Source organism: Methanimicrococcus hacksteinii, from assembly GCF_032714515.1.
Classification (GTDB): domain Archaea; phylum Halobacteriota; class Methanosarcinia; order Methanosarcinales; family Methanosarcinaceae; genus Methanimicrococcus; species Methanimicrococcus hacksteinii.
Genome location: NZ_JAWDKC010000012.1, coordinates 108,957 through 130,172, shown reverse-complemented (window position 1 = coordinate 130,172; position 21,216 = coordinate 108,957). Strand labels below are relative to the sequence as shown.

20 protein-coding genes are annotated in these 21,216 nt (G+C 42.9%); 4 read left to right on the top strand and 16 right to left on the bottom strand.

Annotated elements, in window-relative coordinates:
• Positions 1-429: 429 nt before the first annotated feature.
• The 9 genes from cfbB to ribC form a co-directional block, all read right to left on the bottom strand.
• Positions 430-1,884 (bottom strand): Ni-sirohydrochlorin a,c-diamide synthase, encoded by a 1,455-nt coding sequence (gene cfbB / locus MmiAt1_RS03835; protein WP_318785577.1) that lies wholly within the window; start codon positions 1,882-1,884, stop codon positions 430-432.
• A 42-nt stretch (positions 1,885-1,926) separates the two neighbouring features.
• Positions 1,927-2,727 (bottom strand): Ni-sirohydrochlorin a,c-diamide reductive cyclase ATP-dependent reductase subunit, encoded by an 801-nt coding sequence (gene cfbC, locus MmiAt1_RS03830; RefSeq protein WP_318785576.1) that lies wholly within the window; start codon positions 2,725-2,727, stop codon positions 1,927-1,929.
• Entirely contained in the window at positions 2,724-3,890 is a 1,167-nt protein-coding gene (gene cfbD / locus MmiAt1_RS03825) for a Ni-sirohydrochlorin a,c-diamide reductive cyclase catalytic subunit (protein WP_318785575.1), read from the bottom strand. Before cfbD ends, cfbC begins: the two co-directional genes overlap by 4 nt.
• Before the next feature lie 79 nt (positions 3,891-3,969).
• The gene (gene cfbE / locus MmiAt1_RS03820; protein ID WP_318785574.1) at positions 3,970-5,463 is read right to left on the bottom strand and encodes a coenzyme F430 synthase; all 1,494 of its coding nucleotides are present in this window, start codon (positions 5,461-5,463) and stop codon (positions 3,970-3,972) included.
• A 123-nt stretch (positions 5,464-5,586) separates the two neighbouring features.
• Positions 5,587-6,732, bottom strand: coding sequence for a pyridoxal phosphate-dependent aminotransferase (locus tag MmiAt1_RS03815; RefSeq protein WP_318785573.1), 1,146 nt, complete (start codon positions 6,730-6,732; stop codon positions 5,587-5,589).
• A 310-nt stretch (positions 6,733-7,042) separates the two neighbouring features.
• Positions 7,043-7,447: a 6,7-dimethyl-8-ribityllumazine synthase gene (gene ribH, locus MmiAt1_RS03810; protein WP_318785572.1), complete on the bottom strand. Its 405-nt coding sequence runs from the start codon at positions 7,445-7,447 to the stop codon at positions 7,043-7,045.
• Between the two features lie 947 nt (positions 7,448-8,394).
• The gene (locus MmiAt1_RS03805; protein WP_318785571.1) at positions 8,395-8,958 is read right to left on the bottom strand and encodes a DUF1877 family protein; all 564 of its coding nucleotides are present in this window, start codon (positions 8,956-8,958) and stop codon (positions 8,395-8,397) included.
• Between the two features lie 14 nt (positions 8,959-8,972).
• A complete protein-coding gene (locus tag MmiAt1_RS03800; RefSeq protein WP_318785570.1) occupies positions 8,973-9,176 on the bottom strand; it encodes a DUF4177 domain-containing protein in 204 nt (67 codons plus the stop codon).
• A 159-nt stretch (positions 9,177-9,335) separates the two neighbouring features.
• The gene (ribC, locus tag MmiAt1_RS03795; protein WP_318785569.1) at positions 9,336-9,800 is read right to left on the bottom strand and encodes a riboflavin synthase; all 465 of its coding nucleotides are present in this window, start codon (positions 9,798-9,800) and stop codon (positions 9,336-9,338) included.
• 105 nt (positions 9,801-9,905) lie between these two features.
• Between ribC and MmiAt1_RS03790 the strand changes: the two genes are divergently transcribed.
• Positions 9,906-11,660, top strand: a complete 1,755-nt coding sequence (locus MmiAt1_RS03790) for a radical SAM protein (protein ID WP_318785568.1) — start codon at positions 9,906-9,908, stop codon at positions 11,658-11,660.
• Here MmiAt1_RS03790 and MmiAt1_RS03785 read toward each other — a convergent pair.
• The 5 genes from MmiAt1_RS03785 to MmiAt1_RS03765 all read right to left on the bottom strand — a co-directional run bounded on the left by MmiAt1_RS03785 (position 11,627) and on the right by MmiAt1_RS03765 (position 16,145).
• Positions 11,627-12,688 carry a nucleotidyl transferase AbiEii/AbiGii toxin family protein gene (locus MmiAt1_RS03785; protein ID WP_318785567.1) on the bottom strand — a complete coding sequence of 354 codons (1,062 nt, stop codon included), beginning with the start codon at positions 12,686-12,688 and terminating at the stop codon, positions 11,627-11,629. The genes MmiAt1_RS03790 and MmiAt1_RS03785 overlap by 34 nt on opposite strands.
• A 29-nt stretch (positions 12,689-12,717) precedes the next feature.
• Positions 12,718-13,434: a type IV toxin-antitoxin system AbiEi family antitoxin domain-containing protein gene (locus MmiAt1_RS03780; protein ID WP_318785566.1), complete on the bottom strand. Its 717-nt coding sequence runs from the start codon at positions 13,432-13,434 to the stop codon at positions 12,718-12,720.
• A gap of 115 nt (positions 13,435-13,549) precedes the next feature.
• On the bottom strand, positions 13,550-14,644 hold the full coding sequence (locus MmiAt1_RS03775) for a Fic family protein (RefSeq protein WP_318785565.1): 1,095 nt from the start codon (positions 14,642-14,644) through the stop codon (positions 13,550-13,552).
• 260 nt (positions 14,645-14,904) lie between these two features.
• The gene (locus MmiAt1_RS03770; protein WP_318785564.1) at positions 14,905-15,324 is read right to left on the bottom strand and encodes a pyridoxamine 5'-phosphate oxidase family protein; all 420 of its coding nucleotides are present in this window, start codon (positions 15,322-15,324) and stop codon (positions 14,905-14,907) included.
• A 401-nt stretch (positions 15,325-15,725) separates the two neighbouring features.
• Complete coding sequence (locus MmiAt1_RS03765; protein ID WP_318785563.1) at positions 15,726-16,145, bottom strand: pyridoxamine 5'-phosphate oxidase family protein; 420 nt, start codon at positions 16,143-16,145, stop codon at positions 15,726-15,728.
• 203 nt (positions 16,146-16,348) lie between these two features.
• Between MmiAt1_RS03765 and MmiAt1_RS03760 the strand changes: the two genes are divergently transcribed.
• Entirely contained in the window at positions 16,349-17,275 is a 927-nt protein-coding gene (locus tag MmiAt1_RS03760) for a S4 domain-containing protein (RefSeq protein WP_318785562.1), read from the top strand.
• Between the two features lie 211 nt (positions 17,276-17,486).
• Here the strand turns inward: MmiAt1_RS03760 and MmiAt1_RS03755 are convergent, their stop codons facing one another.
• Positions 17,487-17,870 (bottom strand): MreA family transcriptional regulator, encoded by a 384-nt coding sequence (locus MmiAt1_RS03755; protein WP_318785561.1) that lies wholly within the window; start codon positions 17,868-17,870, stop codon positions 17,487-17,489.
• Positions 17,871-18,629: 759 nt separating this feature from the next.
• On the opposite strand from MmiAt1_RS03755, the gene MmiAt1_RS03750 reads away from it, so the two are divergent.
• Positions 18,630-19,220 carry a CDP-2,3-bis-(O-geranylgeranyl)-sn-glycerol synthase gene (locus tag MmiAt1_RS03750; protein WP_318785560.1) on the top strand — a complete coding sequence of 197 codons (591 nt, stop codon included), beginning with the start codon at positions 18,630-18,632 and terminating at the stop codon, positions 19,218-19,220.
• A 142-nt stretch (positions 19,221-19,362) separates the two neighbouring features.
• On the top strand, positions 19,363-19,902 hold the full coding sequence (pyrE, locus tag MmiAt1_RS03745) for an orotate phosphoribosyltransferase (protein WP_318785559.1): 540 nt from the start codon (positions 19,363-19,365) through the stop codon (positions 19,900-19,902).
• Between the two features lie 125 nt (positions 19,903-20,027).
• On the opposite strand, the gene MmiAt1_RS03740 is transcribed toward pyrE, so the two are convergent.
• Positions 20,028-21,197, bottom strand: a complete 1,170-nt coding sequence (locus MmiAt1_RS03740) for a pyridoxal-phosphate-dependent aminotransferase family protein (protein WP_318785558.1) — start codon at positions 21,195-21,197, stop codon at positions 20,028-20,030.
• Positions 21,198-21,216 lie beyond the last annotated feature (19 nt).

The window sequence follows — 21,216 nt, the reverse complement described above, 5'->3', positions numbered from 1 at the left end:
TGAAATATATAGTTTTGCCTCATTACAGTCATAAGAAAAAGAAACGAAAAACAAAATCAATTAAAAAAGAAGAAGCAGTAAAATAAAAAAGAAGAAGCAGCAAAATAAAAAAGAAGAAGCAGTAAAATAAAAAAAAGAAGCAGCAAAATAAAAAAGAAGAAGCAGCAAAATAAAAAAGAAGAAGCAGCAAAATAAAAAAGAAGAAGCAGCAAAATAAAAAAGAAGAAGCAGCAAAATAAAAAAGAAGAAGCAGCAAAATAAAAAAGAAGAAGCAACAAAATAAAAAAGAAGAAGCAGTAAAATAAAAAAAAGAAACAGCAAAATAAAAAAGAAGAAACAGCAAATAAAAAAGAAGAAGCAGTAAAATAAAAAAGAAGAAGCAGTAAAATAAAAAAGAAAAGCAGTAAAATAAAAGAAAGAAGGAAAACCTCATTTTACTTTTTGGTATTCCCGCGCGCTTTTCACAAACTCTTCGGCAAAATCGGTGTAAGAAGAGCCGTGATAATGAACGTACGTTCCGATTGTGTTTCCGGAAATCATGCCGTCTTTTTTATCTTTGATTCCGACGCCGCGTGAAATATCAATCGCGTATTCAATATCGCCGGAAATGTTTTCCAATATCGAATGATGGAATTCATGCGCGATGAACGTGCTGCCTTTCTTTCCGATCGGCGTGTCTTTTTCAAAAACGCCGTTCGTGTAGGTAACGACACGCTTTCCGCTGCCGTAAACGGTTTCGCAGTCAAAGATGCCGACCATGTCAAACGAAACATCCGGCGCGTCGCGCGTTTTAATCGTCATGCTTTTCGTCAAATAATTCATGCCGGCCGACTCGGCAAAAATCGGCATTCCCGCGGCCGACGCGTTTTGAATCGATTCTTTCATGGAACTGTTCAGCGAAAGTTCGAACGCGAAAATTTCAGGCGTTCCGCCGCCGATGTAAACGGCATCGACGTCAGGCAGCTCAGTGTCGCGAATCGGGCTGAAAAGTTCGATTTCGACACCTTGCGCCTGCAATAAATCCATGTTGTCGGGATAATAAAAGTTAAAAGCTTCATCAAAAGCCACGCCGATTTTCGGCGGGATTTCGCCGGGAACGGCGGGACGTTCTTCAAAGCGGCTTTTTGCCGGCACCTGAATCGATCCGGCTGTGTTTGCGATTTCAATTAATTTTTCCAAATTCACGCTGTTTTGAACCGTTTCTTCAATCACCCGAATTCTTTCGGCGAATCGGTCGTACGTTTTCCGGCCTTCCGGAATCGGAATTAAACCGAGTTCGCGCATCCAAAAATCAAGTTCCGGATTTCGGTAAACAACACCGATGACCGGAATTCCCGTCGCGCTTTCAATCGCGGTGACAGCCTTGTCGGCATGACGCTGACTTCCGACATTGTTTAAAATGACGCCGGCAATATTGACATCGGGATCAAATGACGCAAACCCCTTAATGAGCGCCGCGCATGAGCGTGTCATGCTGCGCGCGTTAATGACCATGATGACAGGACATTTCAGCACTTTGGAAATCTGCGCCGTGCTGCCCATGTCGGTATCTGCGGTTAATCCTTCATACAAACCGCGGACGCCTTCGATGACGGCGATGTCCGCGCCTTTTCCGTCGTTTTCCAAAGAGCCGCATGCGTGGGTAAAAACATCAATGACACCTTCTTCTTCCATCAGGTAGCCGTCCAAATTGCGGGAGCGGCGGCCGACAATTTCCGTATGGTATTCGGGATCAATGTAATCGAGCGCCACTTTAAACGGCTGAACAACATAGCCCTGCGCCTTCAAAGCGGCCATGATGCCCATTGAAATCGTCGTTTTTCCCGAAGAAGAGCGGTCGGCAGAAATCAAAATTCTCGGAATCTGCCGGTTGTCAGATGTCATTTTTGTATCTCCAATTTTTGAATTATTTTGTTTTGAATTGAATCAGTCGCTGTATTTTTTAGACAGCTCTCTGAGTTCGTCATCGTCAAGCGGTGTTGCTTTCACACGCTGTGTATTGGCAAGCAAATCCTCGGCAAGCTTTTTGTAAACACTTGCAATTTCCGAATCGGGCGCGTTTTCGAGGACGGAAAAACCGTCGCGCTCGCAGCTTTGAACGAGCGGGTCTTTGGGAATGTAGCCGATTAACTTGCTGCCGATGGATTTTGAAAATTCTTCGGCGAGTTCGTGTTCGCGGTCGGCATTCCTGGAATTGCAGATAACGCCGCCGAGTTCCATGCCGATTTTATTAAAACCGCGACAAATGTTGTTTGCGGCATAAAGCGGCATGTATTCGCCCGATGTTAAAACATAAACTTCGTTGACAAAACCTTTCTTAATCGGCGCGACAAATCCGCCGCAGACAACGTCTCCCGGGACATCGTAAATAATCAAATCATTGTCCAAATATTCCGGATAAATTTTTTTCAACGTTTCAATCGCGACAATAATACCGCGGCCGGCACAGCCGACACCGGGTTCGGGACCGCCGACTTCCATGCATAAAACGCCTGCGAATCCTTCAAAAATCACGTCGTCTTTTTCAACATTCTTCTTCGCTTTCAAAGTTTCAAGAACGGTCGGAATCCTTTTGCCGCCGAGAAGCGTTATGGATGAATCGCTTTTCGGGTCGCAGCCGATCAACATCACTTTTTTGCCGGCAAGCGCGCAGGCGGCTGCCATGTTGGATGCCGTACTGGATTTTCCGATGCCGCCTTTTCCGTAAATTGCAATAATCTTCTTCATTTTTTCTCTCCGATATCTGCCGCCAGAATGTCGGCCGCAACCGCCCGAAGCGTGTCGCCGAATTCCGATGCAACGATTGTTGAGACGCCGAGCGTCTGCGGATGCAAATCAATTTCCACCATCACGTGCTGGTGTCCCATGTCTTTGAGCGGCGCCACTTGTCTCGGCCCGTTCGTAATGGAAAAGAGTTCCATTCCGGCAAACGCTTCCATCGGGAGCGCGTGCGGAACGCCGGCAATCACCGCCGCTTCAAACATGCCGCAGCGGCCGGTCACATTGCAGCCGCCGTATTTGTTAAGAATCAAATCTTTGACAAGATCGCCCGTGACCGCGTATTCGTCGAGCCCGCCGATGATTTCGTGAACGGGAATGCTTTGTTCGTCAAACGCTTTCATCACGTTTTCGGCGTGTTCGCGAACGCGGGGAAGGCCCAGGGTGATGTCGGTGTTTGAAAAGATCGTGATGTTTTCTTCCATGCCGAAAAGCCGCGCCGTTTCGTAAAGTGCGATGAGTTCGTCGGCAAACATGTAGGCCGTCTCTTTTTTCGCGTTTAAGATGCCGACAATTTTTTTGCCGCCGCGAATGAACTCGATTAAACGCTCGGCCGCTTTGTATTTGATGTCGCCGCGGGACGGGGCCAAATACCCTTTGCTGGCCGCGCCGTGACGAATTTCAACGTTGGTCGCTTCCGTGAGCAGCCGGCGCTGGCGCTGCAGCTCTTCCGCTGAGATCATGCCGCATTCCATGGCAGGCTCCAGTACCGAGATGACGCCGTCGGTGTTGTTGGCGTAGCCGGCATGCGTCTCAACGCAGATGACATCGACACCGTCGGGCGCGGCGGCGGCTGAATCCGTCAGCTCTTCGCCGATAATCATGCTCGTACAGGTGCCGACCAAAGCGATTGTTTTCGGATTGAACAAGTCGACTGCCTGTTGAATGGTCCGCTCCAGTTTTTCCCGGCCGCCGAAGACGAAATCATTTTCATCCATCGCGCTTGTCAAAACGCGGAGGCGGTCTTCTTCAAGAAGCCGGGCGTGTTTAAAAGAGCAGCCGGGCGGCCCGTGTAAAATTGCGACGTCCACGTTTAAATCGCGGAGCGTATAAAGTGAAGCCACAATCGAACTCGGCCTCGGATGAATAATCAGTTTTTCCTTTTCCGTCATTTTTTTACCTTATTTTAGCCTTATTTTTAAGCTTTATTTTCAGCTTATTTTTAGCTTTTTTGCTTATTTTAGCCTGATTTTATCTGAAACATTTCACTGCGGCAATGATGATGTCGCCCTCTTTTGACAGTTCAAGCGCCATTGCAAGTCCTTCTTTAAATGAGCCGGCGCATTTTGCTTTGCAGAAAATGTCGTCTTCCGCTTTTTCCATTGTTTCATAATTTTCATCAATTTTTCCGACATCAACAAACCGTTTTAAGCGTTCGCCGACGAGGATTAAATTTTGAACATCGTCTTTATGGTTGACAATGAGTTCTTCGACATCATGCGGTTCCAACCCTTCGCAAACGGTTTTATCCTCTTCGCCGATGACAAGCGTCACATTTCTCGACGCGTCATACGCGGGCGATTTTTTGTCAAAGTATTTGTCAAGCATGTATTGAACAGCTGTTTCCGCCGTTTCCGCTGTGAGTCCTGAATTGGAATTATCCAGAATCAGCCGGCCGTTTTCTTCGTATTCGCGCATTCGTCCTTTCACGCCTTCAAAATTTGAAATAACTTCCGTAATTTGAGATTCGGGAATATCCAATTCAAGTGCGGCTGCAACCGCTGCCGCCATTGCCGTCCGGTAGGAATTGACGTCGTAGCCCGGACGCAGCGGCGCTCTGAAAACAATTCCGGTTCTGGAAGATTCAATGTCTGCCACCGGTTCTTCGTCCGAATCTGTTGTGATGTTGACATAAACGTCCGTCGGCGTGTTTTCGGCAACTGCCGCGCCGGAGTCATCGAAAATAATCAATTCTTGGTCATCCCGAATATAATTTTGAACCGTTTCCAAATCATCGTAATTGATGACAAAAATGCTGCCGACTTTTGAACGGCTGATCATTTTGGTTTTGGCGTCCGTGGATGTCATCGCGCCGCCGGCAATCAAGTAATCCGGCTGCGCTTCGGTTAAAATGCCGATGTCCTGCGCGCCCGTAAAGCCGAGAGATATTTCAAAAATAAGCGTGTCGGGAACGTATTTCCGTTCAAACGCCAGATCCGCCAAATCGGGAACGTAAGCGGGGGAAATGCTGACGCCCGGCTCGACCCGTTCGAAACGGCCGTTGTCCCAAAACGTCATTCCTTCCGATGTATGAAGCAGGACACGATTTTTGTAAGAAAGCATTTGCGCAAGCAAAACGGCGGTGCTGGTTTTGCCGCGGACGCCCGTGATTTCAATCAAATAGCGGTCCGCGATTTTCGGATCGCTTCGAAGAATCCGCCCGGCCATTTCGTGATGCGTAATCATCGGCAGGCCGAGAACGGCCGCTTTTTTGTAAAAGCTGTTTTCGGGACTTAAGTGAACGGGAAGGCAGACGATATCAAAATCCTCCGTCAGCACGTTTTCGTCATTCGTCACCGGAAATCCATATTCGTCCGAATACGTTTTTAATTGGTCGGACGAAAATTTCTTATAAGTGTCAAAAACAGCGGTCGAAACGCCGTGCTTTTTCAACTGCTTTGCAATCGAGAGTCCGCCGTGATTGATGTCGAAAACGGCGATTTTTTCCCACGGAATCTCAGTCATTTTTAATCTCCAAATTTGAATGATTCAAAATAGGATGCTTTGTTTAAAACAGTTTTGTAATACGAAAAGATGCCTATTGTAATACTGCGGAGTTCGGCGCAGCGCACAACGGCAATTTCAGAGTTATTGGAACACTTTTTCCATTCGGACAAGCGCTTCTTGAATACGGTCAACGGAGGCCGCATAAGAGATGCGGATGTTGTTTTTGCCGGACTCGCCGAATGCGATTCCGGGAGAAACGGCGACATGTGCTTCGTCAAGCAGGCGGTCTGTGATTTCTTCGCCGGTTCCGAATTCGCTGACATCGGGGTACGCGTAAAAAGCGCCGTCGGGCATCGCGCATTTCAGTCCGAGTTCGCGGAGGCCTTCAACCAGAACACTGCGGCGCTCTTTGAATGCCGCCTGCATTTTGTGAAGTTCGTCCTGCGGGCCGGTGAGCGCTTCGACGCCGCCGTATTGAATGAAAGTCGTCACGTTGCTGATGGTGTGGCTTTGGATTTTCTCCAGACTTTTGAAGATGTGCTGCGGCGCGTCCATGTAGCCGAGGCGCCAGCCGGTCATTGCGTACGCTTTTGAAAAACCGTTAATCGTCAGAGTGCGCTCGTGCATGTTGTCAAACGAGGCGATGCTGTAATTCTTTTTGTCGTAAATGATTTTTTCATACATTTCATCCGACATGACAAGGAAATCATGATCAATCGCCAAGTCGGCGATTTCCTGCAATTGCTCTTTTTCATAAACCGCACCGGTCGGATTGCAGGGCGTGTTAATCACAATCATTTTGGTTTTGTCGGTGACGTATTCCGCCAAATCCTTCGTCGGCCGATAGTTTCTGTCGGGATCGGTCTCTACCCAAACGGTTTTGCCGCCGGCCATTTTCACGCAGGCGTCATATGAAACCCAAGAAGGGTCGAACAAAAGAACTTCGTCGCCTTCTTCGACAAGCGTCATCATGGATTCAAAAATGGCAAGCTTCGCGCCGGGCGTCACCATGACGTTTTCGGCCGTTGTCGGAATATTGTTTTCATTTCGGAGTTTGTCGGCGACGGCGGATCTGAGTTCCGGAATTCCGGCACCGGCGGAGTAATGCGTCTCGCCTGCGAGCATTGCGCGGTAAGTGGCTTCAACAATGTTTGCCGGCGTGTCAAAATCCGGCTCGCCGAGCGTGAAATTAATGATGTCAATGCCTTGACTGATTAAATTTTTCGCTCTTTTGGAAGATTTGATTGTCGCCGATTCTTCAACTCTTTCTATTCTGGATGAAATCATTTTCCGCACCTTAAGGATTCAACAAAACCAATGAATCAAACCAATGAATCATTTGTGAATGAATATTACTCACTGTAATAATAACTATTCTAATTTCTAATCCATTCTTGAAAAACCGGAATAATAAAACAGTTTCGGCTGAAAAATCAGCCGATGAAATTTAAACCGGAATTAAATCCAAAATTAAATGAACAAATCGAAAACAATCAGAAACAATCAGAAACCAATCGAAAACAATCAGAAACGAATCAAAAATAAAATGAAAATAAATTTAAAAATAAAATGAATTCAAATGAATTCACCGAACAAATTAAACGCGCTGAACCAGTTTAACAGCGGCTTCGACCGCTCTTTTGGCGTAATCCATGCGTTCCATCGCCTGCATGCGCGTCATACCCGGACCTGAAATGCCGAGCGCGACAGGCTTTCCGTATTCCAGGGACAAGTCGGTCATTTTTCGTGTCACCTGCGCGACGACGACTTCATCGTGGCTGGTGTCGCCTTCAATGACACAGCCGACGGTCACGACGGCATCAATGTCTTTGTTTTCAAGCAATTTTTTAATCGCAAGCGGCATGTCATAAGCGCCCGGGACGTAGATTTTTTCGGTGACTTCCGCGCCGAGGAATTTGGCGTGTTCTTCTCCTAAAATTTCCATTTGGTAAGTGATATCTCTGTTGAATTCGGCAACAACAAATCCGATTTTAACTGTCATTTTTTGTATTCTCCTTTTGATTTTTGTTTTGATAATTGTTTTGATTATTAACCCATGTATCAAGTAATTTGATAAATATTTAATTCAGACATTTTTGAGATTGAAAGGGTTTTTCTAAAATTTTTCATTTTTTGGATAACCTCTCTAATTTCCGATTCGTCTGCCGCAAGCGTCAGACGAATTCGGAAATTAGAGCCGGGTTTGCTGTATTTCTGTATTCATAACCGAAACATCGCTTTTTGTTAATTTGATAAAAATTTGAACTCCGTTTTTTGCTTGAACTGTTTTTAGAATGCTTTTTTGTTTTTCGGGGTTTATTGGGAGTTCAGGTTTGCCGGAAATTTGAAAAAGTGATGTTTGAGTTTGAACCGAATACAGCGAACCCCACTCCAAATTACGAATTTCGGGCGGCGCGAAGCGGCGAACGAAATCGGAATTTGGAGAGGTTTTCAAAAAAAATGAAAATTTAAAAGAAAACGAATAAACTTTTAAAATTCAATTCGCCAATTCTGTTATATGGTTTTTCGTTGAATTCATGGGACGAATCTCCAACTCCTCCTAACGCTTGCTGGCGCTCACGAAACTCGTCGTTGGAGGTGGTTGTTTTGGTTTTTCAGTAATTTTTCAAAGAACTGAAACATCGTTTTTTCTCAACTTTAAAAAACCCGAACTCCGTTTTTTGCTTGAGCTTCTTTTAGGATATTGTTTTTCGGGTTTTATCGGGAGTTCGGGTTTGCCGAAAATTAAAAAAGTGATGTTTGAGTTTGAACCGAATACAGCGAACCCCGCTCCAAATTACGAATTTTGGGCGGCGCGAAGCGACGAACAAAATCGGAATTTGGAGAGGTTTTCAAAAAAAATGAAAATTTAAAAGAAAAATGTACAAATTTTAAAAAGATTAAATGATAACGCTTGAGTTGTGTTTTTGTTGAATTCGTGAGACGAAATTATTCAAAATCCGCATCTTCGTACATCACAAAAATAACGGCACAATTTCCCGCATCGCCCGTTTTTTGATAAAAATCTCTCAGCATTTTGACTTCGTCCCAAAACGTTTCAAAAATCTCGGGCGCGCTTTCTTTGAGCGCCTTTTTATTTTTGTTCAAAAAGCTCCATTTCGTGAGCTTTTTCATTTTCGCGTCAAACACGTCTTTGAATTGCTTCTCATCAATTTCGGACAAAAGCGCGGCGGCCTCTTTCACTTCTTCATTCGTCATGTAAACGGCCGGGTTGCAAATTTCAAAACCGCCGCCGTCTCCGTCTTCAAACGAAACCGGATCAATGATGAGCGCTTCACCGTCGCCGCCCGCTAAAATTTCACCGGCGCCCGTGATTTCCCAATATTTCGAAAATTCGTCGTCTTCGGCTAAAATGTTTGCCGCGCGGTCGATTTGGGAAAGTCCGATTTTATCGGATTCGGTTAAAAGGTTGATGAATTGTTTGGAATCCGTTTTCCCGCTTTCAAAATCACGGATTTTTTCACAGGAAACCGCGGCAAACGTGATAATCATTTGAATTCACCCGATTACCAATCTTCAATTTCTCTTTTGAACACGGCAAACACCGCCGAAGATTTTCCCTGGGCCTGATGTGTTGCAAAACAAGATACCATTTCCCAGCCGTCTTGACCGTATTTATTGACTTCATTATCAAAATTTGAAACATTTAAACTGCCGCCCCAAAGACCGGTCGTCTCAAAAGTGACGGTTTTGTATTCCCATTTCGACATCGTTCATCCTCCAATTTTCATTTATTGACGTTCGTTCTTTGATATTCGTTCTTTGATATTCATTCTTTGATATTCATTCTTTGATATTCATTCTTCGATGTTCATTCTTCGATGTTCATTCTTCGATGTTCATTCTTTGATGTTCATTCTTCAAACGGTTTATTGCCCGACGGGTTTTGCGTCGGCGAATCCTTCGCGCTGCCCCGTTCCCGCTTCTTTAATCAATTGGTCGGGAGACTGAAGCATTTTTACGACATTCTGCGCGTGCTCGCGCGTTCGGCTGTCCATTAAAAAAGCGAGTTCCTTATCGTCGCGCCCTTCGTCTTCGTGAACGAAAACTTCGATGATATGTTTGTTTGTCATCAGCTGCGCCATGATAATTCCCTGTGACGCTTCATGCGCGCACGTTTTATCCTGCGCTTTCGCGCCCGGCATTCCGAGCGCCATCACGATGTCGCAGTTTTGTTCTTCGATTAATTTTTTGGCGGCGACGGGTAAATCTTTGATTCCCGGAACCGTGACGCGGATGATTTTCGCGTTGATCCGCTGCTTAAGTTCGTCAACGGCGGCCGCGCCCATATTGTAGCGCGCAAAAGTTGTGTCGGCAATTCCGATTGTAGGCATAACGGAAAAATAGATAGATAAATAAATAAAGGTATTCATTTGACAAGAAAATCAAAGAATCGAATTTGAACGGAATTGAACAGAATTGAACGGACCGGAAAAACAATGAAAGCAATTATTCTCGACGGCTATGTGGACGAGCCCGCCTGTTTCGGCGTTCCGCCTTATCTTTCCCCGTATCCGAGATACACGGCAGGCGCGCTGATTGACGCCGGATTCAAAGAAGAAGATATTTCTTACTTTACGATTGACACCGTCCGCGCATCCGGGAAAACGCTGACAGAGCAATTCAAATCCGCCGACGTTTTCATCATCATTTCCGGCATGACTGTCCCCGGCAAATATTTGAAAGGAACGCCGATTACCGCTGACGAAATCCGCGCGCTTTTCCGCCTTTCAGACGGCGTTAAAATCCTCGGCGGCCCGATCCGTCTCGGTTATTCCAATGAAGGCGGAATCGCCGCCTCAAGCCTTTCCTTTTTGCCCGAAGATGTCACGGTCGCGCAGAAAGATATTGAAAGTTTTGTTTATGATTATTTTTCAAAAGAAGAAGGACAATTGCCGCTTGCGCCCCGCTATCGAACAACCGCCGAAATCGCCGGCTGGGCAAAAAGAGGCGCGTTCATCGCAAAGCAGCACCCCGATTTTCCGAACATCATCTGCGAGCTTGAAACCTACCGCGGCTGCGGCCGAAAAAAGCACTGCTCTTTCTGCACGGAAGCGTTTTACGGCCGCCCCGATTTCAGAGAGGAGGAGGACATTATCGCCGAAACCGAATTGCTTTATCAAAACGGCGTCCGCCATTTCAGAATCGGCCGCCAGCCGGATTTATTCGCCTACAAAGGCATTGATACGGGCGGCGCGATTTTAAAACCGAATCCCGCGGCGATTGAAAAACTGTATTCCGGAATCCGCCGCGTCGCGCCCGATTTGAAAACGCTTCACATGGACAACGGCAATCCGATTACGATTGCCGAATATCCCGAAGAGTCGCGTGACATTTTAAACACAATTGTCAAATATCACACGCCGGGCGACGTGATTGCGATGGGCATTGAAAGCGCCGATCCCGCCGTCATTGAGGCAAACGGGCTCAAAGCAACGCCGGAACAAGTATTGGCAGCCGTCCGCCTCGTCAACGAAGTCGGCGCGGCGCGCGGCGCAAACGGCATGCCCGAAATTTTGCCGGGCATTAATTTTGTTTACGGCCTTCTCGGAGAAACCAAGAAAACCTATCAGCTCAATTACGATTTTTTGAAACAGCTCTATGACGAAGGCTTAATGGTCCGGAGAATTAATCTCCGCCAAGTGATGGTTTTTCAAAAAACACCGTTAGCCGATAACAAAATTTCGGATTTCAAAAATGAAAAACTCTTCCGCGCGCACAAAGAGCTTGTTCGAAAAACAATTGACTTGCCGATGCTGCGCCGCGTTGTTCCGGTCGGAACGGTGCTCAAAGACGTGTTTGCCGAAGTCGGCGAAACCGTTTCCGCAAAAGACGCCGGAAAAGAAAATGAGAAAAGCGGCGTTTCAAAATTCATGACATTCGGACGTCAATTCGGGACGTATCCGCTTTTGATTGCGGTTCCCGAAAAACTGGAGCTCAATCAATTTTATGATATTTTGGTGACAAATCACGGTTTCCGTTCGATTACGGGTGTTCCGTATCCTGTGAATGTAAATACGGCAGGGCTTTCAATTTTAAAAGAATTGTCCGGACTTAATAAATCCATGGCGGAAGAATTGATATTGAAACGGCCTTACGCGGATGAAGAAGATTTGGCGAAGCGGTTTAAACACGGGAAACTAATTTCGAAATATGTTTGTTATGATTCTTCGTTTAGAAGTAAGGAAATTTGATATAAATAAAAAAAAGCTTCAGGATTTGCTTTTTTCATAATTCTTGTGATTTTTGTATCCAGAGCGCCGGCAATTTCTAAATCTCGGACATTCATGCCTGAATGAAATTTGTTTATTTCCATTCCGCCATATTTTATTGCCGAAGCGACATATGCCGTTTTAGATGCCGCAATTTTTGCGCGGTTTTCATTGAATCTTCCGGAAAAAATGTAAGAACGGACACTGACAATACCTTGCTTTAATATTTTCAGCGCCTCGTTTTTTATTTCAGTTTCTAAACAAATCAGCAAAGCCGTTTCAATGATATCGTCAAGAACATCATTTGGACCGGCATCAAGACCCTTATAACTCAATTCGGCTTTTGTAAACTTTGAAAAAACATCAGAGACAACTTTAATATCATCGGCCTCGTCAAATAAACAACCGATATCGAACATTTGCTTTATAATCTGCATACCCATCTCTTGCCCGTTTTTTTGGTACGGAATGCCTGTTGTGTTTGGCGCAAAAGCTGTCAATTTGTCCCCTAACAAATTGTTGATGTCCGGAATTTGAATGACATTCGGATTTCCTGATATTTCAATAAATTCATGCCGAATTTCTTTTGTTAATATTTTCGTGTAAAGTATATTTTCTCTCAGCACATCCAGCAGAACGTATTCCTCGTCTTCATTTATCACGGATTTATAATACAGCTTATAATGTTCTTTTTCGATGGCAGTTATATGTTTCCGCGCATCTTTCTCAAATCTCAAAAATCCTTTATCATCGCATATTTTTTGTAATATTTCATTCAATTCTTTTTCATCCGATGTAATAATGTCAATGTCTATGGATATTCGATTTATCGGATGCAGCAGTAAAACCAGAGATGTTCCGCCTTTGAATACGAAATCCAAATCGGATTCTGCTAACCCGTCCAATAATGTCAACGCACGAATCATTTTCTCCAAAAGAACTTTATTAATACGGCCGTTCTCGGAAGTTGATACAATCCATTCGTACGTTGTGCTTTTATCATCAATCATATTACCAGATTATCGGCAATATTTTGGATTTATTGCCGATTTATTGTTTCAATTATTTCAATTATTTTTTGTTCATTTCCTTTTCTTCTTGCATATCTGAACATTTTATTACAATTTATTGAATAATCATTGAAAGCGTTTTGATAAATAGAATATATTTCACTGCCGCAGAACGGGGAAAATTCTTTGTCGGCACATAAATCAACCAGTAATTTTTCTAATGACGGTACCGGAATATTCTCAATGCCCTTCAAAGGCGAATCAGTAACAAGAGGTTTCAATATAATGTAATTATTAAATTCAGAAAGATCCTCATACAAATTTTGAACAAGTATTGTATTTTGATAATGTTCTTTTAAATCATAGTACACTGATTTTAAGACATCTCTTTCGATTTCTGCAAAATAAATGTTATAATTTATTAAATGATGACTGAGTCGATTAATAACCGACAGCTCCCACACGCAAAAATTAGTTCCGGGAAAATCAGATTGAATTATTTTTCCGAGTTTTTTGAGATTTTCAGTCAATTCGGGCGTAAATGTTTTTGTTTCTCCGAATTTATATAAACCCCGGCCAACGCGGTGTATGACTCCTTTTTGGACCAAGTTGTGAATTCTCCAATTTACTGTGGATTTTGGAATATCCGGTTCTTTCGTTTCGTAATATTGAAGAAAATCATTTACATTGAAGATTTCCTGACTCATAAATTGTTTTTTAAAATTTTCAACATTTAATTTATTCATAATGAAATTATTAGAGAAGAACATATATCAAATTATCGGCAATAAATCAGATTTATTGCCAATAATTTGAATTTGTTTGAACTTGTTTATTATTAATTCTTTTTTTCTTTTTAATTCATTTCAAATCGGAAAGTTTGTAGCTCGTGCTTCTCCCGCCTTCCGCTTTCTGCTCCAAAACACCTTTTTGAATCAGATCTTTAATGTCTCTTAACGCCGTATCTTGGGATGTTTTCGTAATTTTTGCCCATTTGGATGTTGTTAATTTTCCTTCAAAATCGCCAAGCAGCAATTTGATGACTTTTGTCTGTCGATCATTAAAGTTCGTCTCGGAATGTTTTTTCCAAAAGTCTGTTTTTTGAAGGATATTTCCGATTGTACTTTCAGACGCGTCTATCGCTTTTTCGGCGATCTTCAAAAACCAGATCAGCCAATCCGTTATATCCAATGTTCCGGTTTGCGTTTTTTGAATCATTTTGTAGTATTCTTTGCGCTCTTTTTGAATTTGAGCGGACATACTGTAAAAACGCCGGGGGGTGTCGTCCGCACGCGCCAGAAGCATATCAGTCATTACGCGTGTGATTCGGCCGTTTCCGTCTTCAAACGGATGAATGATGACAAACCACAAATGTGCGATTCCGGCCTTTAATACGGGGTCGATTTTTTCATTCGAATTAATCCGTTCCAAAAATTGGTCCATTTCGAACGGAACCCTGTCGGGGCTCGGCGCGATGTATTCAATAATTTCTTTTCCCGGTCTTCCCGAAATGACATACATTTGGTTCGGGCTCCAATTCCCGATAACTTTTAACCGGCTTTTATTTTCCGAAAACAAAGATTTATGCCATTCGAACAAACGTTCTTTCGTCAAGGGTTCTTTATAATTTAGGACGGCATCCAAAGTCATTTCAACAATACCGTCCACTTGACGGCTTGAAGGAACCAGGCCCGGTTTATCCATCCCCAAATGTTTCGCAATGGATGAGTAAACCTCGTTTTCATTCAATTTTTCATTTTCGATTTCGGACGATTTAACGATTTCAAGAGATACTGTTTTTAAAACAGCTTCTTCTTCCATCGAAAAGCCCAATGCCGACATTTTCCCGATTAATTTGCCCTGCTTATTTCGAACCTCGCCGAGAGGTTTGGTGATTTTTTCATAATCCCATGTAAAATTCGGCCAGTTTTCCAAATCGTAGATGTATTCCGTCATTTCAAATCCTCCCGATGTTATTTATTCTCCGCAGAAACATGCAAAAGCAGCAGTTTTTTCATTTATTCTCCGCAGATTATGCGTCGAATATATAAATAATCTCCGCAAATTTTGCGGCGAATATGTCGGCTAATCATTGCAAAAATGCGGTGAATAATAGTTTAATCGCCGCAAAATTCAGTTTATGATGTCGTTTTTTAAAGATATAAATACAAATAAAAAAGAATGCCGGAAAATTCCGGCAAAATTATTGATTCAATTTACAAAATCTTCTGCCCGGCATCTTTTCCGCCTTTGCAGTTAAAGATGTCGGTAATTTTGATTCTGATAATTTCTTTCATCGGAAGTCCGGGTTTGGCTTCCGCGACGCGGCCGGTCATGTCGTCGTAAACATTGCCTTTGGCTGCGATTTCTGCGACTTCGCCTTTAATCTGAATGCAGCCGGAAGTTTCGGGGCTCCAGATGTAGAGCGCGACTTTCGGATTTTCACGGATGTTGGCGATGGTTTTTAAGAAAAAGTTGTTCATGATGTGGATGTAATCATCTTTGTCGTCGCTGTCGTCGATTTCAGCGATTCCGATCGGAATGACGTTCGGGGTTTTGTCGTTGGATGCGGTTGCAAGCGGCAAAACTTTGACTTTTTGAATATCTGCTTTCATTTCAGGGGTTAATTTAACCATTGTTTACATCTCCTTAAATTTTAAAACCATTTGACCGTTTTTAAAAGAACAATGAAAATAGACTTGCTGTCTATTTAAAAATTCCCTGTTTTATATTTCTTTCATTTTAATTTCTTTCATTTTAAATTCGTTCATTCTAATTTCTTTCATTCTAATTTCTTTCATTTTATTGTTTTTCAAACAAAATGAAAAATCAGTTGCTGCAGCCTGCCGCCGTCTGCTGCGGCCGCATCGCGCGCGGACCGCACCGATTTTTGAATTGAATAAAAACGCCCTTCAGATTTAAATTAAAATTCTGAAAGTGAGGGAAATGACAAAAAAAGAATAAAAAGAAATTTAAAAAAATGGAAAGGGAATAAAAAGAAAAAGAAAAAAAAAGAAGCGGAATCAGATTTGATTCATCACAGCTTCTTTTTGCCGGCTTCTTTGCCGAGCTGGCAGTCAAAGACTTCGGTCACTTTGACGCGGAGAACTTCTTTGAGCGGCAAATCGGGTTTTTCAGGTCTGACGCGGGCGGCAAAATCTTCGTAAACATTGCCTTGGGCGGTGATTTCAACAACTTCGCCTTTGATTTGGTTGCAGCCGATTGTCTCGGGCGTCCAGAAATAAAGAGCGACAAGCGGGTTTTCTTTGATGTTATTGAGTGTTTTGAGGAAGAAATTATTCATAATGTTGATGTAATCGTCTTTCTCATCACTGTCGTCAATTTCCAGAATTGCAATCGGAACGACGTTCGGAACGCCGGATTTGGTTGCGGTTGCAAGCGGAAGAACGCCCACGCTTTTAATGTCTTCTTTCATTTCAGCTGTTAATTTAACCATTGTGTAAATCTCCATTCATTTTGCTTTTCAATTTATTTTTCAATTTGATTTTCATTTGAAAGCCCATTTGTTTTTCAAATTGAAAAACAATTTCAATTATTATCGAACCTATTTAATACATTGTTTCAAATGATTGTAAATAAGCAGGTATTTCATCTTTCAGCAAGATGTTATTTATATCAAAGTGAAGTTGTGGACGTTCTATGAGACTTGACAGTTATTTGGTGGACACGGGTTTATTCAAATCGCGCGGCCGTTCGAAAAGGGCAATCGAGGACGGCAAAGTAAAATTAAACGGCGCCGTTTGCACAAAGCCGTCCAAAAACATCACGGCAGAAGACGTGATTGATGTGGAAGAAGGCTTGGATATGCCGCGCGGCTATTTTAAAATTAAAGCGATTCATGAAAGAATTCCGCTTTTTGAAGAAGGCGATTATGTTCTGGATTTGGGTTCCAGCGCCGGCGGATTTCTGATGTTTGCCGGGGAACACATCGGCGCTTCCGGTCACGCGCACGGAATTGAATTTTCAAAAGATTTCCGGACGGAACTCGGAAAATTGGCTTATGAAAATGAAAATATCAGCGTCATGTTCGCCGATGTTTTCACGGTTCCGCTTGAAGAAGCAGCCGGCGCCGAAGTTTCCAAAAACGGTTTGTTTGACGTTCTTTTAAATGATATGACGCTTGAGCCGGCAGATTCCGTGTCGGCGCTTATTCGAATGACGCCGCTTCTCAGGGCCGGCGGCCGTTTGCTGCAGGTCATTAAAATCCCGAAAAACCGTTCCAAATCCGCCGTTCTTCGAAAAATAGAAGAAGCCGGCTATGTCGTTGAAGAAGTCATTGAACCCGAGAGGCAGGAAACATACATCATTGCCCGCAAACTCGGCGCGGAACCGGATGAAAACGGTTTTGAAAAGAAATGTGAAAGCGGAAATGAAATTTCTGCAGGAGAGGACATTTCAAAAGATGAATTTTCAGAAAATGGCTTTTCAGAAGAGGAATTTTCAGAAGAAGGATTTACGGAAGAAAATTATGTTGATGAAGATGGCGTCGAATATGATCCGGAAGAAGAAATCGGAACCGACGGAATTGACATAACGGACATGGTTTTTGAAGGAGAGGACGATTAAAACGTTCTCCCAAAAATCCGTTGTTAAAACATGAAAATTAAAAAAGATACAAAATTAAAAAAGATACAAAATTAAAAAAGATACAAAATTAAAAAAAATGAAAATTAAAAGAATATGAAATTAAAAAGGTACAAAATTAAAAAGGTATAAAATTAAAAAATACATGAAAAAATGAATTGTAAACAACTCGTTTGTCTTTTATAATTCATTTTTACCTGTTCTTCTGAAGATATTCTTTGAGCTGATTGATTTTGGAGATGGATTCTTCATAGTCTTGCTGCGCTTTTTTTTCATAGAACGCATAGACGGATTCCAGCGGCACGCAAAGGGAATAAACTTTCAGCGGCCGCCCTTTTTTGTTGGCTTTCAGCATATGGTTTTTAATCCAGGCGTTGTCGTCCATAAAGCAAATGGCAAGACTGATTTCGGGCTGGCGGAGACCTGTTCCGATTTCAATTTCCCGAGAAGACGCTTCCTTGACATTTGACAAATAGACAAGAACAAGGGCAACATTTCGCGGGATGCCCAAATTTCTTAAATCCGAGACAAAAATTAAATCTTTTTCATCCAGTATTTTGATTTCATAATCGATCAAATAATCACCTTTTTTTACCCGAATAAAAATCGGCGGAACCGAAGATTAGACGCGGCAAATTGCATTTTGATTTTTTTTCATTGTTTATTTTCACCGGAATTTTCAAACCCCGAATTTCAAATTTATTCGATAAATTTTGTATTTATTCAGCGGATTTTGTTTTGTTTAACGAATTTCGGCTTTTATGAAAGAAATTCTGTTTTGTATTCAACCGATCTTAGGTTTGATTCAATGAGATTTTGAGACGAAATCATTGAATTTTGATTTGAATCCTGCAATTTGGGAATTAGTGTTCAATTATTTAAATAAATCGAAATATTTTTGAAAATATTAAATAATGAATATTAAAATAAAACAGGGTATTAAAACTATTGCGGTCGAATGAATATTATAAGATTAAATTAGATGAAAATGAAATGAAAACAACTCAAAGTTCGCCGCCGGATTTTACAACAAAACGATTTTCAGATTTGAGAAAAAACCGACAGACAAAGTCTTTTGAAGTCGGTTTAAAATTGAAAAATATGGCCGGATAGAAAAATGAGATACAAAAAGGATAATGAGTATAACCATTTTGTATGAAGATGAATATGATTTTCAAGAATCTGCCGCGATAAATATAATTATGAAACAGCCATTCATTTTCTAATTATACCATAATTAAACGAAAAACATATGTCAATATCAAAAACATATGTTCAATCCAAAACGTATGTCAATTCAAAAATACTGTTAAAAACAAATTCAAAGGTTTAAAAAATGTTGATTGAAATCGGAACAGCAATCGTTGTCGGTTTGTGGGTTATGCTCCCCGCATATCTTCCCAACTCTTTTGCCGCAGTTTTCGGCGGCGGAAAACCGATCGACGGCGGGAAAACAATGAAAGACGGCCGCCGCATTTTAGGCGACGGCAAAACATGGCGCGGTTTTTTTGCAGGCATTCTTCTCGGATTTTTAACCGGGCTTGCCGAAATCTTTTTGCTCAGCCGCGGTTTTCATTTCTTCGGCATTTCGCTTCCCGGATTCAGCGCGTCCGGCGTTCCCGGCGCGTTTGACCTGTCCGCCTGCGTTGCGATTTTATCACTCGCAATCGGCGCTCTTTTGGGCGACATGGCATTCAGTTTCATTAAACGCCGCCTCGGCCTGCAAAGAGGACAGTCTTTGCCGCTTGCCGACCAATATGACTTTTTGATCGGCGCGTTCCTGCTGACAGCCCTGACATCTTTCGGATGGCTGACGGCAACACTGGACTGGCTGACATTCATCGTCATTCTGATTATGACGCCGGCGCTTCACATCGGAACAAATATCGTCGGCTACTGGCTCGGCATTAAAAACGAACCTTGGTAACCGCAAAGTTTAATCATCCTGAATTTGATTCAAATTTCAAAACAATTCTTTCATTTCAATTTTACAAATCATTTTAAGCTCATTTACAATTTCATTTTAAACTCATTTACAATTCATTTACAATTTTTTTCAGCTGATCGTTATGGATAATTCTAAAATAATTCAGGCATTAAAAGACTGCAGCGCCGTTCAATTCGGCGAATTTACATTGGCATCCGGGCAGAAAAGCAATTTTTACATTAACATTAAAAAAGCAAGCACCGATCCGAAAACATTGAAAATTATCGCGGACTGCATCGCCGAACTGCTCCCGTCCGTTACGGAAACACCGGCCGAAAATGTGATTATCGGCGGCGTTGAACTCGGCGGCGTTCCGATCGCAACAGCCGTTTCGCTTTCGACACAGTGCCCGCTTCTCATCATCCGCAAATCCGAAAAAGAATACGGAACCAAAAGCCGTTATGTCGGCGACTTGGACTTGAACAAAGAAATCATTTTAATGGAAGACGTTACCACCAGCGGCGGTTCCGTTAAAAAAGCGATTCTCGCACTCAAAGAAGACGGCGCCGTCATCCGAAAAGTCATTACCATCGTGGACCGCGAATCCGGCGCCGCCGAATCATTAAAAGAAATCGGCGTCGAACTCATCCCGCTGGTCTCTTCAAGCGAATTGGTCGAATGAACGGATGCAAAAATAAAATTCGAATGAAAATTAAACTCGAATGAAAATAAAATTCAAATGAAAATTAAATTAGAAATTAAAATAAAATTAGAAATTAAAAGAAGAAAAAAGACGGCAAGCCGTTCTTATTTTTTCTTCACCATTTCTTCCAAGAAAACGGATTCCATATCGGCGTTCAAGACAACGCCTTCTTTTTCAAGCGTTTCTTGGAGCGCTTTCAGCGTTTCTGAGACATATTCCAGCCGCGCGTTTTCGCCCATGTGGCCGATGCGGATTACTTTTCCTTTCAATTCTCCGAAATTGCCGCCGATTAAAATGCCGGTTTCATTTTTCATTCTCTGAATCAGCGCTTCGCCGTCCACGCCTTCGGGAACATTGACTGCGGTCACGGTGCTGCAGTAATCGGATCTCAAATAAAGGGACAATCCCGAACGAATGACTGCTTTTCGAACGGCTTTCGCGATTCTGCGGTGCCGTTTGAGCGTGCCTTTTTCTTTGACAACATTGTTCAAAGCCGCGTTAAAGCCGTAAATGTCGCTGATCGGCGGCGTGTACGGGAACCAGAAGTCTTCGAAATAGTTTTTCCAGAGCAGCAAATTGCAGTAATAGGACGGAATCGGCGTTTTCCGGTTTTCAATCGCGTCCCAGGCATCGGGGCTGACGCTTAAGAAAGCCAACCCGGGCGGCGCGGAAAATCCTTTTTGAGAAGCACCGATACAAATGTCAATGCCCCAGTCATCCGTGTAAAGCGGCTCGCCGACCATTGACGAAACAGCGTCAACGACCGTCAGAATGCCGTGCGCTTTGAGAAGCGGGCAAATTTCTTTCAAATCGTTCAACACGCCCGACGGCGTATCACAGTGAACGATTGTTGCGAATTTGAAATCCGAATCTTCATTCAAAAACTCGCGCAGATTTTCCGAAGAAATGCCGCGCGTCCGCGCGCCTTTAAAGACGACAGGCTCGGCGCCGTAAGCTTTGACCATATCGGCAAACCCTTCTCCGAAGAGACCGTTGTCAATAATCAAAACACGGTCACCGGGTTCTGCAAGCGAAGCGCAGGCCGAATCTAAAGCAAGCATCCCTTCCCCGCTTAAAATCAGCACCTGCGAATTCGTATTCATAAAAGCCGCCAGCTTAAAGCAGGTTTTCCGATAAAATCTGAAAAATTTCAAATCCAAATCCGGATTCGTCATTTCAAGAGCACGGATAATCCGAACGTTTTCACGGACCTGCGTCGGCCCGGGCGTCATTAAAAGCGGTACGTCCGGCATTTTAGATCTTTTTTGTCTCATATTTTTCCCCCATTAAATT

Coding starts and splice junctions, on each gene's coding strand:
- cfbB (WP_318785577.1), bottom strand. CDS start 1,884: ATGACATCTGACAACCGGCAGATTCCGAGAATTTTGATTTCTGCCGAC.
- cfbC (WP_318785576.1), bottom strand. CDS start 2,727: ATGAAGAAGATTATTGCAATTTACGGAAAAGGCGGCATCGGAAAATCC.
- cfbD (WP_318785575.1), bottom strand. CDS start 3,890: ATGACGGAAAAGGAAAAACTGATTATTCATCCGAGGCCGAGTTCGATT.
- cfbE (WP_318785574.1), bottom strand. CDS start 5,463: ATGACTGAGATTCCGTGGGAAAAAATCGCCGTTTTCGACATCAATCAC.
- MmiAt1_RS03815 (WP_318785573.1), bottom strand. CDS start 6,732: ATGATTTCATCCAGAATAGAAAGAGTTGAAGAATCGGCGACAATCAAA.
- ribH (WP_318785572.1), bottom strand. CDS start 7,447: ATGACAGTTAAAATCGGATTTGTTGTTGCCGAATTCAACAGAGATATC.
- MmiAt1_RS03805 (WP_318785571.1), bottom strand. CDS start 8,958: ATGATTATCACGTTTGCCGCGGTTTCCTGTGAAAAAATCCGTGATTTT.
- MmiAt1_RS03800 (WP_318785570.1), bottom strand. CDS start 9,176: ATGTCGAAATGGGAATACAAAACCGTCACTTTTGAGACGACCGGTCTT.
- ribC (WP_318785569.1), bottom strand. CDS start 9,800: ATGCCTACAATCGGAATTGCCGACACAACTTTTGCGCGCTACAATATG.
- MmiAt1_RS03790 (WP_318785568.1), top strand. CDS start 9,906: ATGAAAGCAATTATTCTCGACGGCTATGTGGACGAGCCCGCCTGTTTC.
- MmiAt1_RS03785 (WP_318785567.1), bottom strand. CDS start 12,688: ATGATTGATGATAAAAGCACAACGTACGAATGGATTGTATCAACTTCC.
- MmiAt1_RS03780 (WP_318785566.1), bottom strand. CDS start 13,434: ATGAATAAATTAAATGTTGAAAATTTTAAAAAACAATTTATGAGTCAG.
- MmiAt1_RS03775 (WP_318785565.1), bottom strand. CDS start 14,644: ATGACGGAATACATCTACGATTTGGAAAACTGGCCGAATTTTACATGG.
- MmiAt1_RS03770 (WP_318785564.1), bottom strand. CDS start 15,324: ATGGTTAAATTAACCCCTGAAATGAAAGCAGATATTCAAAAAGTCAAA.
- MmiAt1_RS03765 (WP_318785563.1), bottom strand. CDS start 16,145: ATGGTTAAATTAACAGCTGAAATGAAAGAAGACATTAAAAGCGTGGGC.
- MmiAt1_RS03760 (WP_318785562.1), top strand. CDS start 16,349: ATGAGACTTGACAGTTATTTGGTGGACACGGGTTTATTCAAATCGCGC.
- MmiAt1_RS03750 (WP_318785560.1), top strand. CDS start 18,630: ATGTTGATTGAAATCGGAACAGCAATCGTTGTCGGTTTGTGGGTTATG.
- pyrE (WP_318785559.1), top strand. CDS start 19,363: ATGGATAATTCTAAAATAATTCAGGCATTAAAAGACTGCAGCGCCGTT.
- MmiAt1_RS03740 (WP_318785558.1), bottom strand. CDS start 21,197: ATGAGACAAAAAAGATCTAAAATGCCGGACGTACCGCTTTTAATGACG.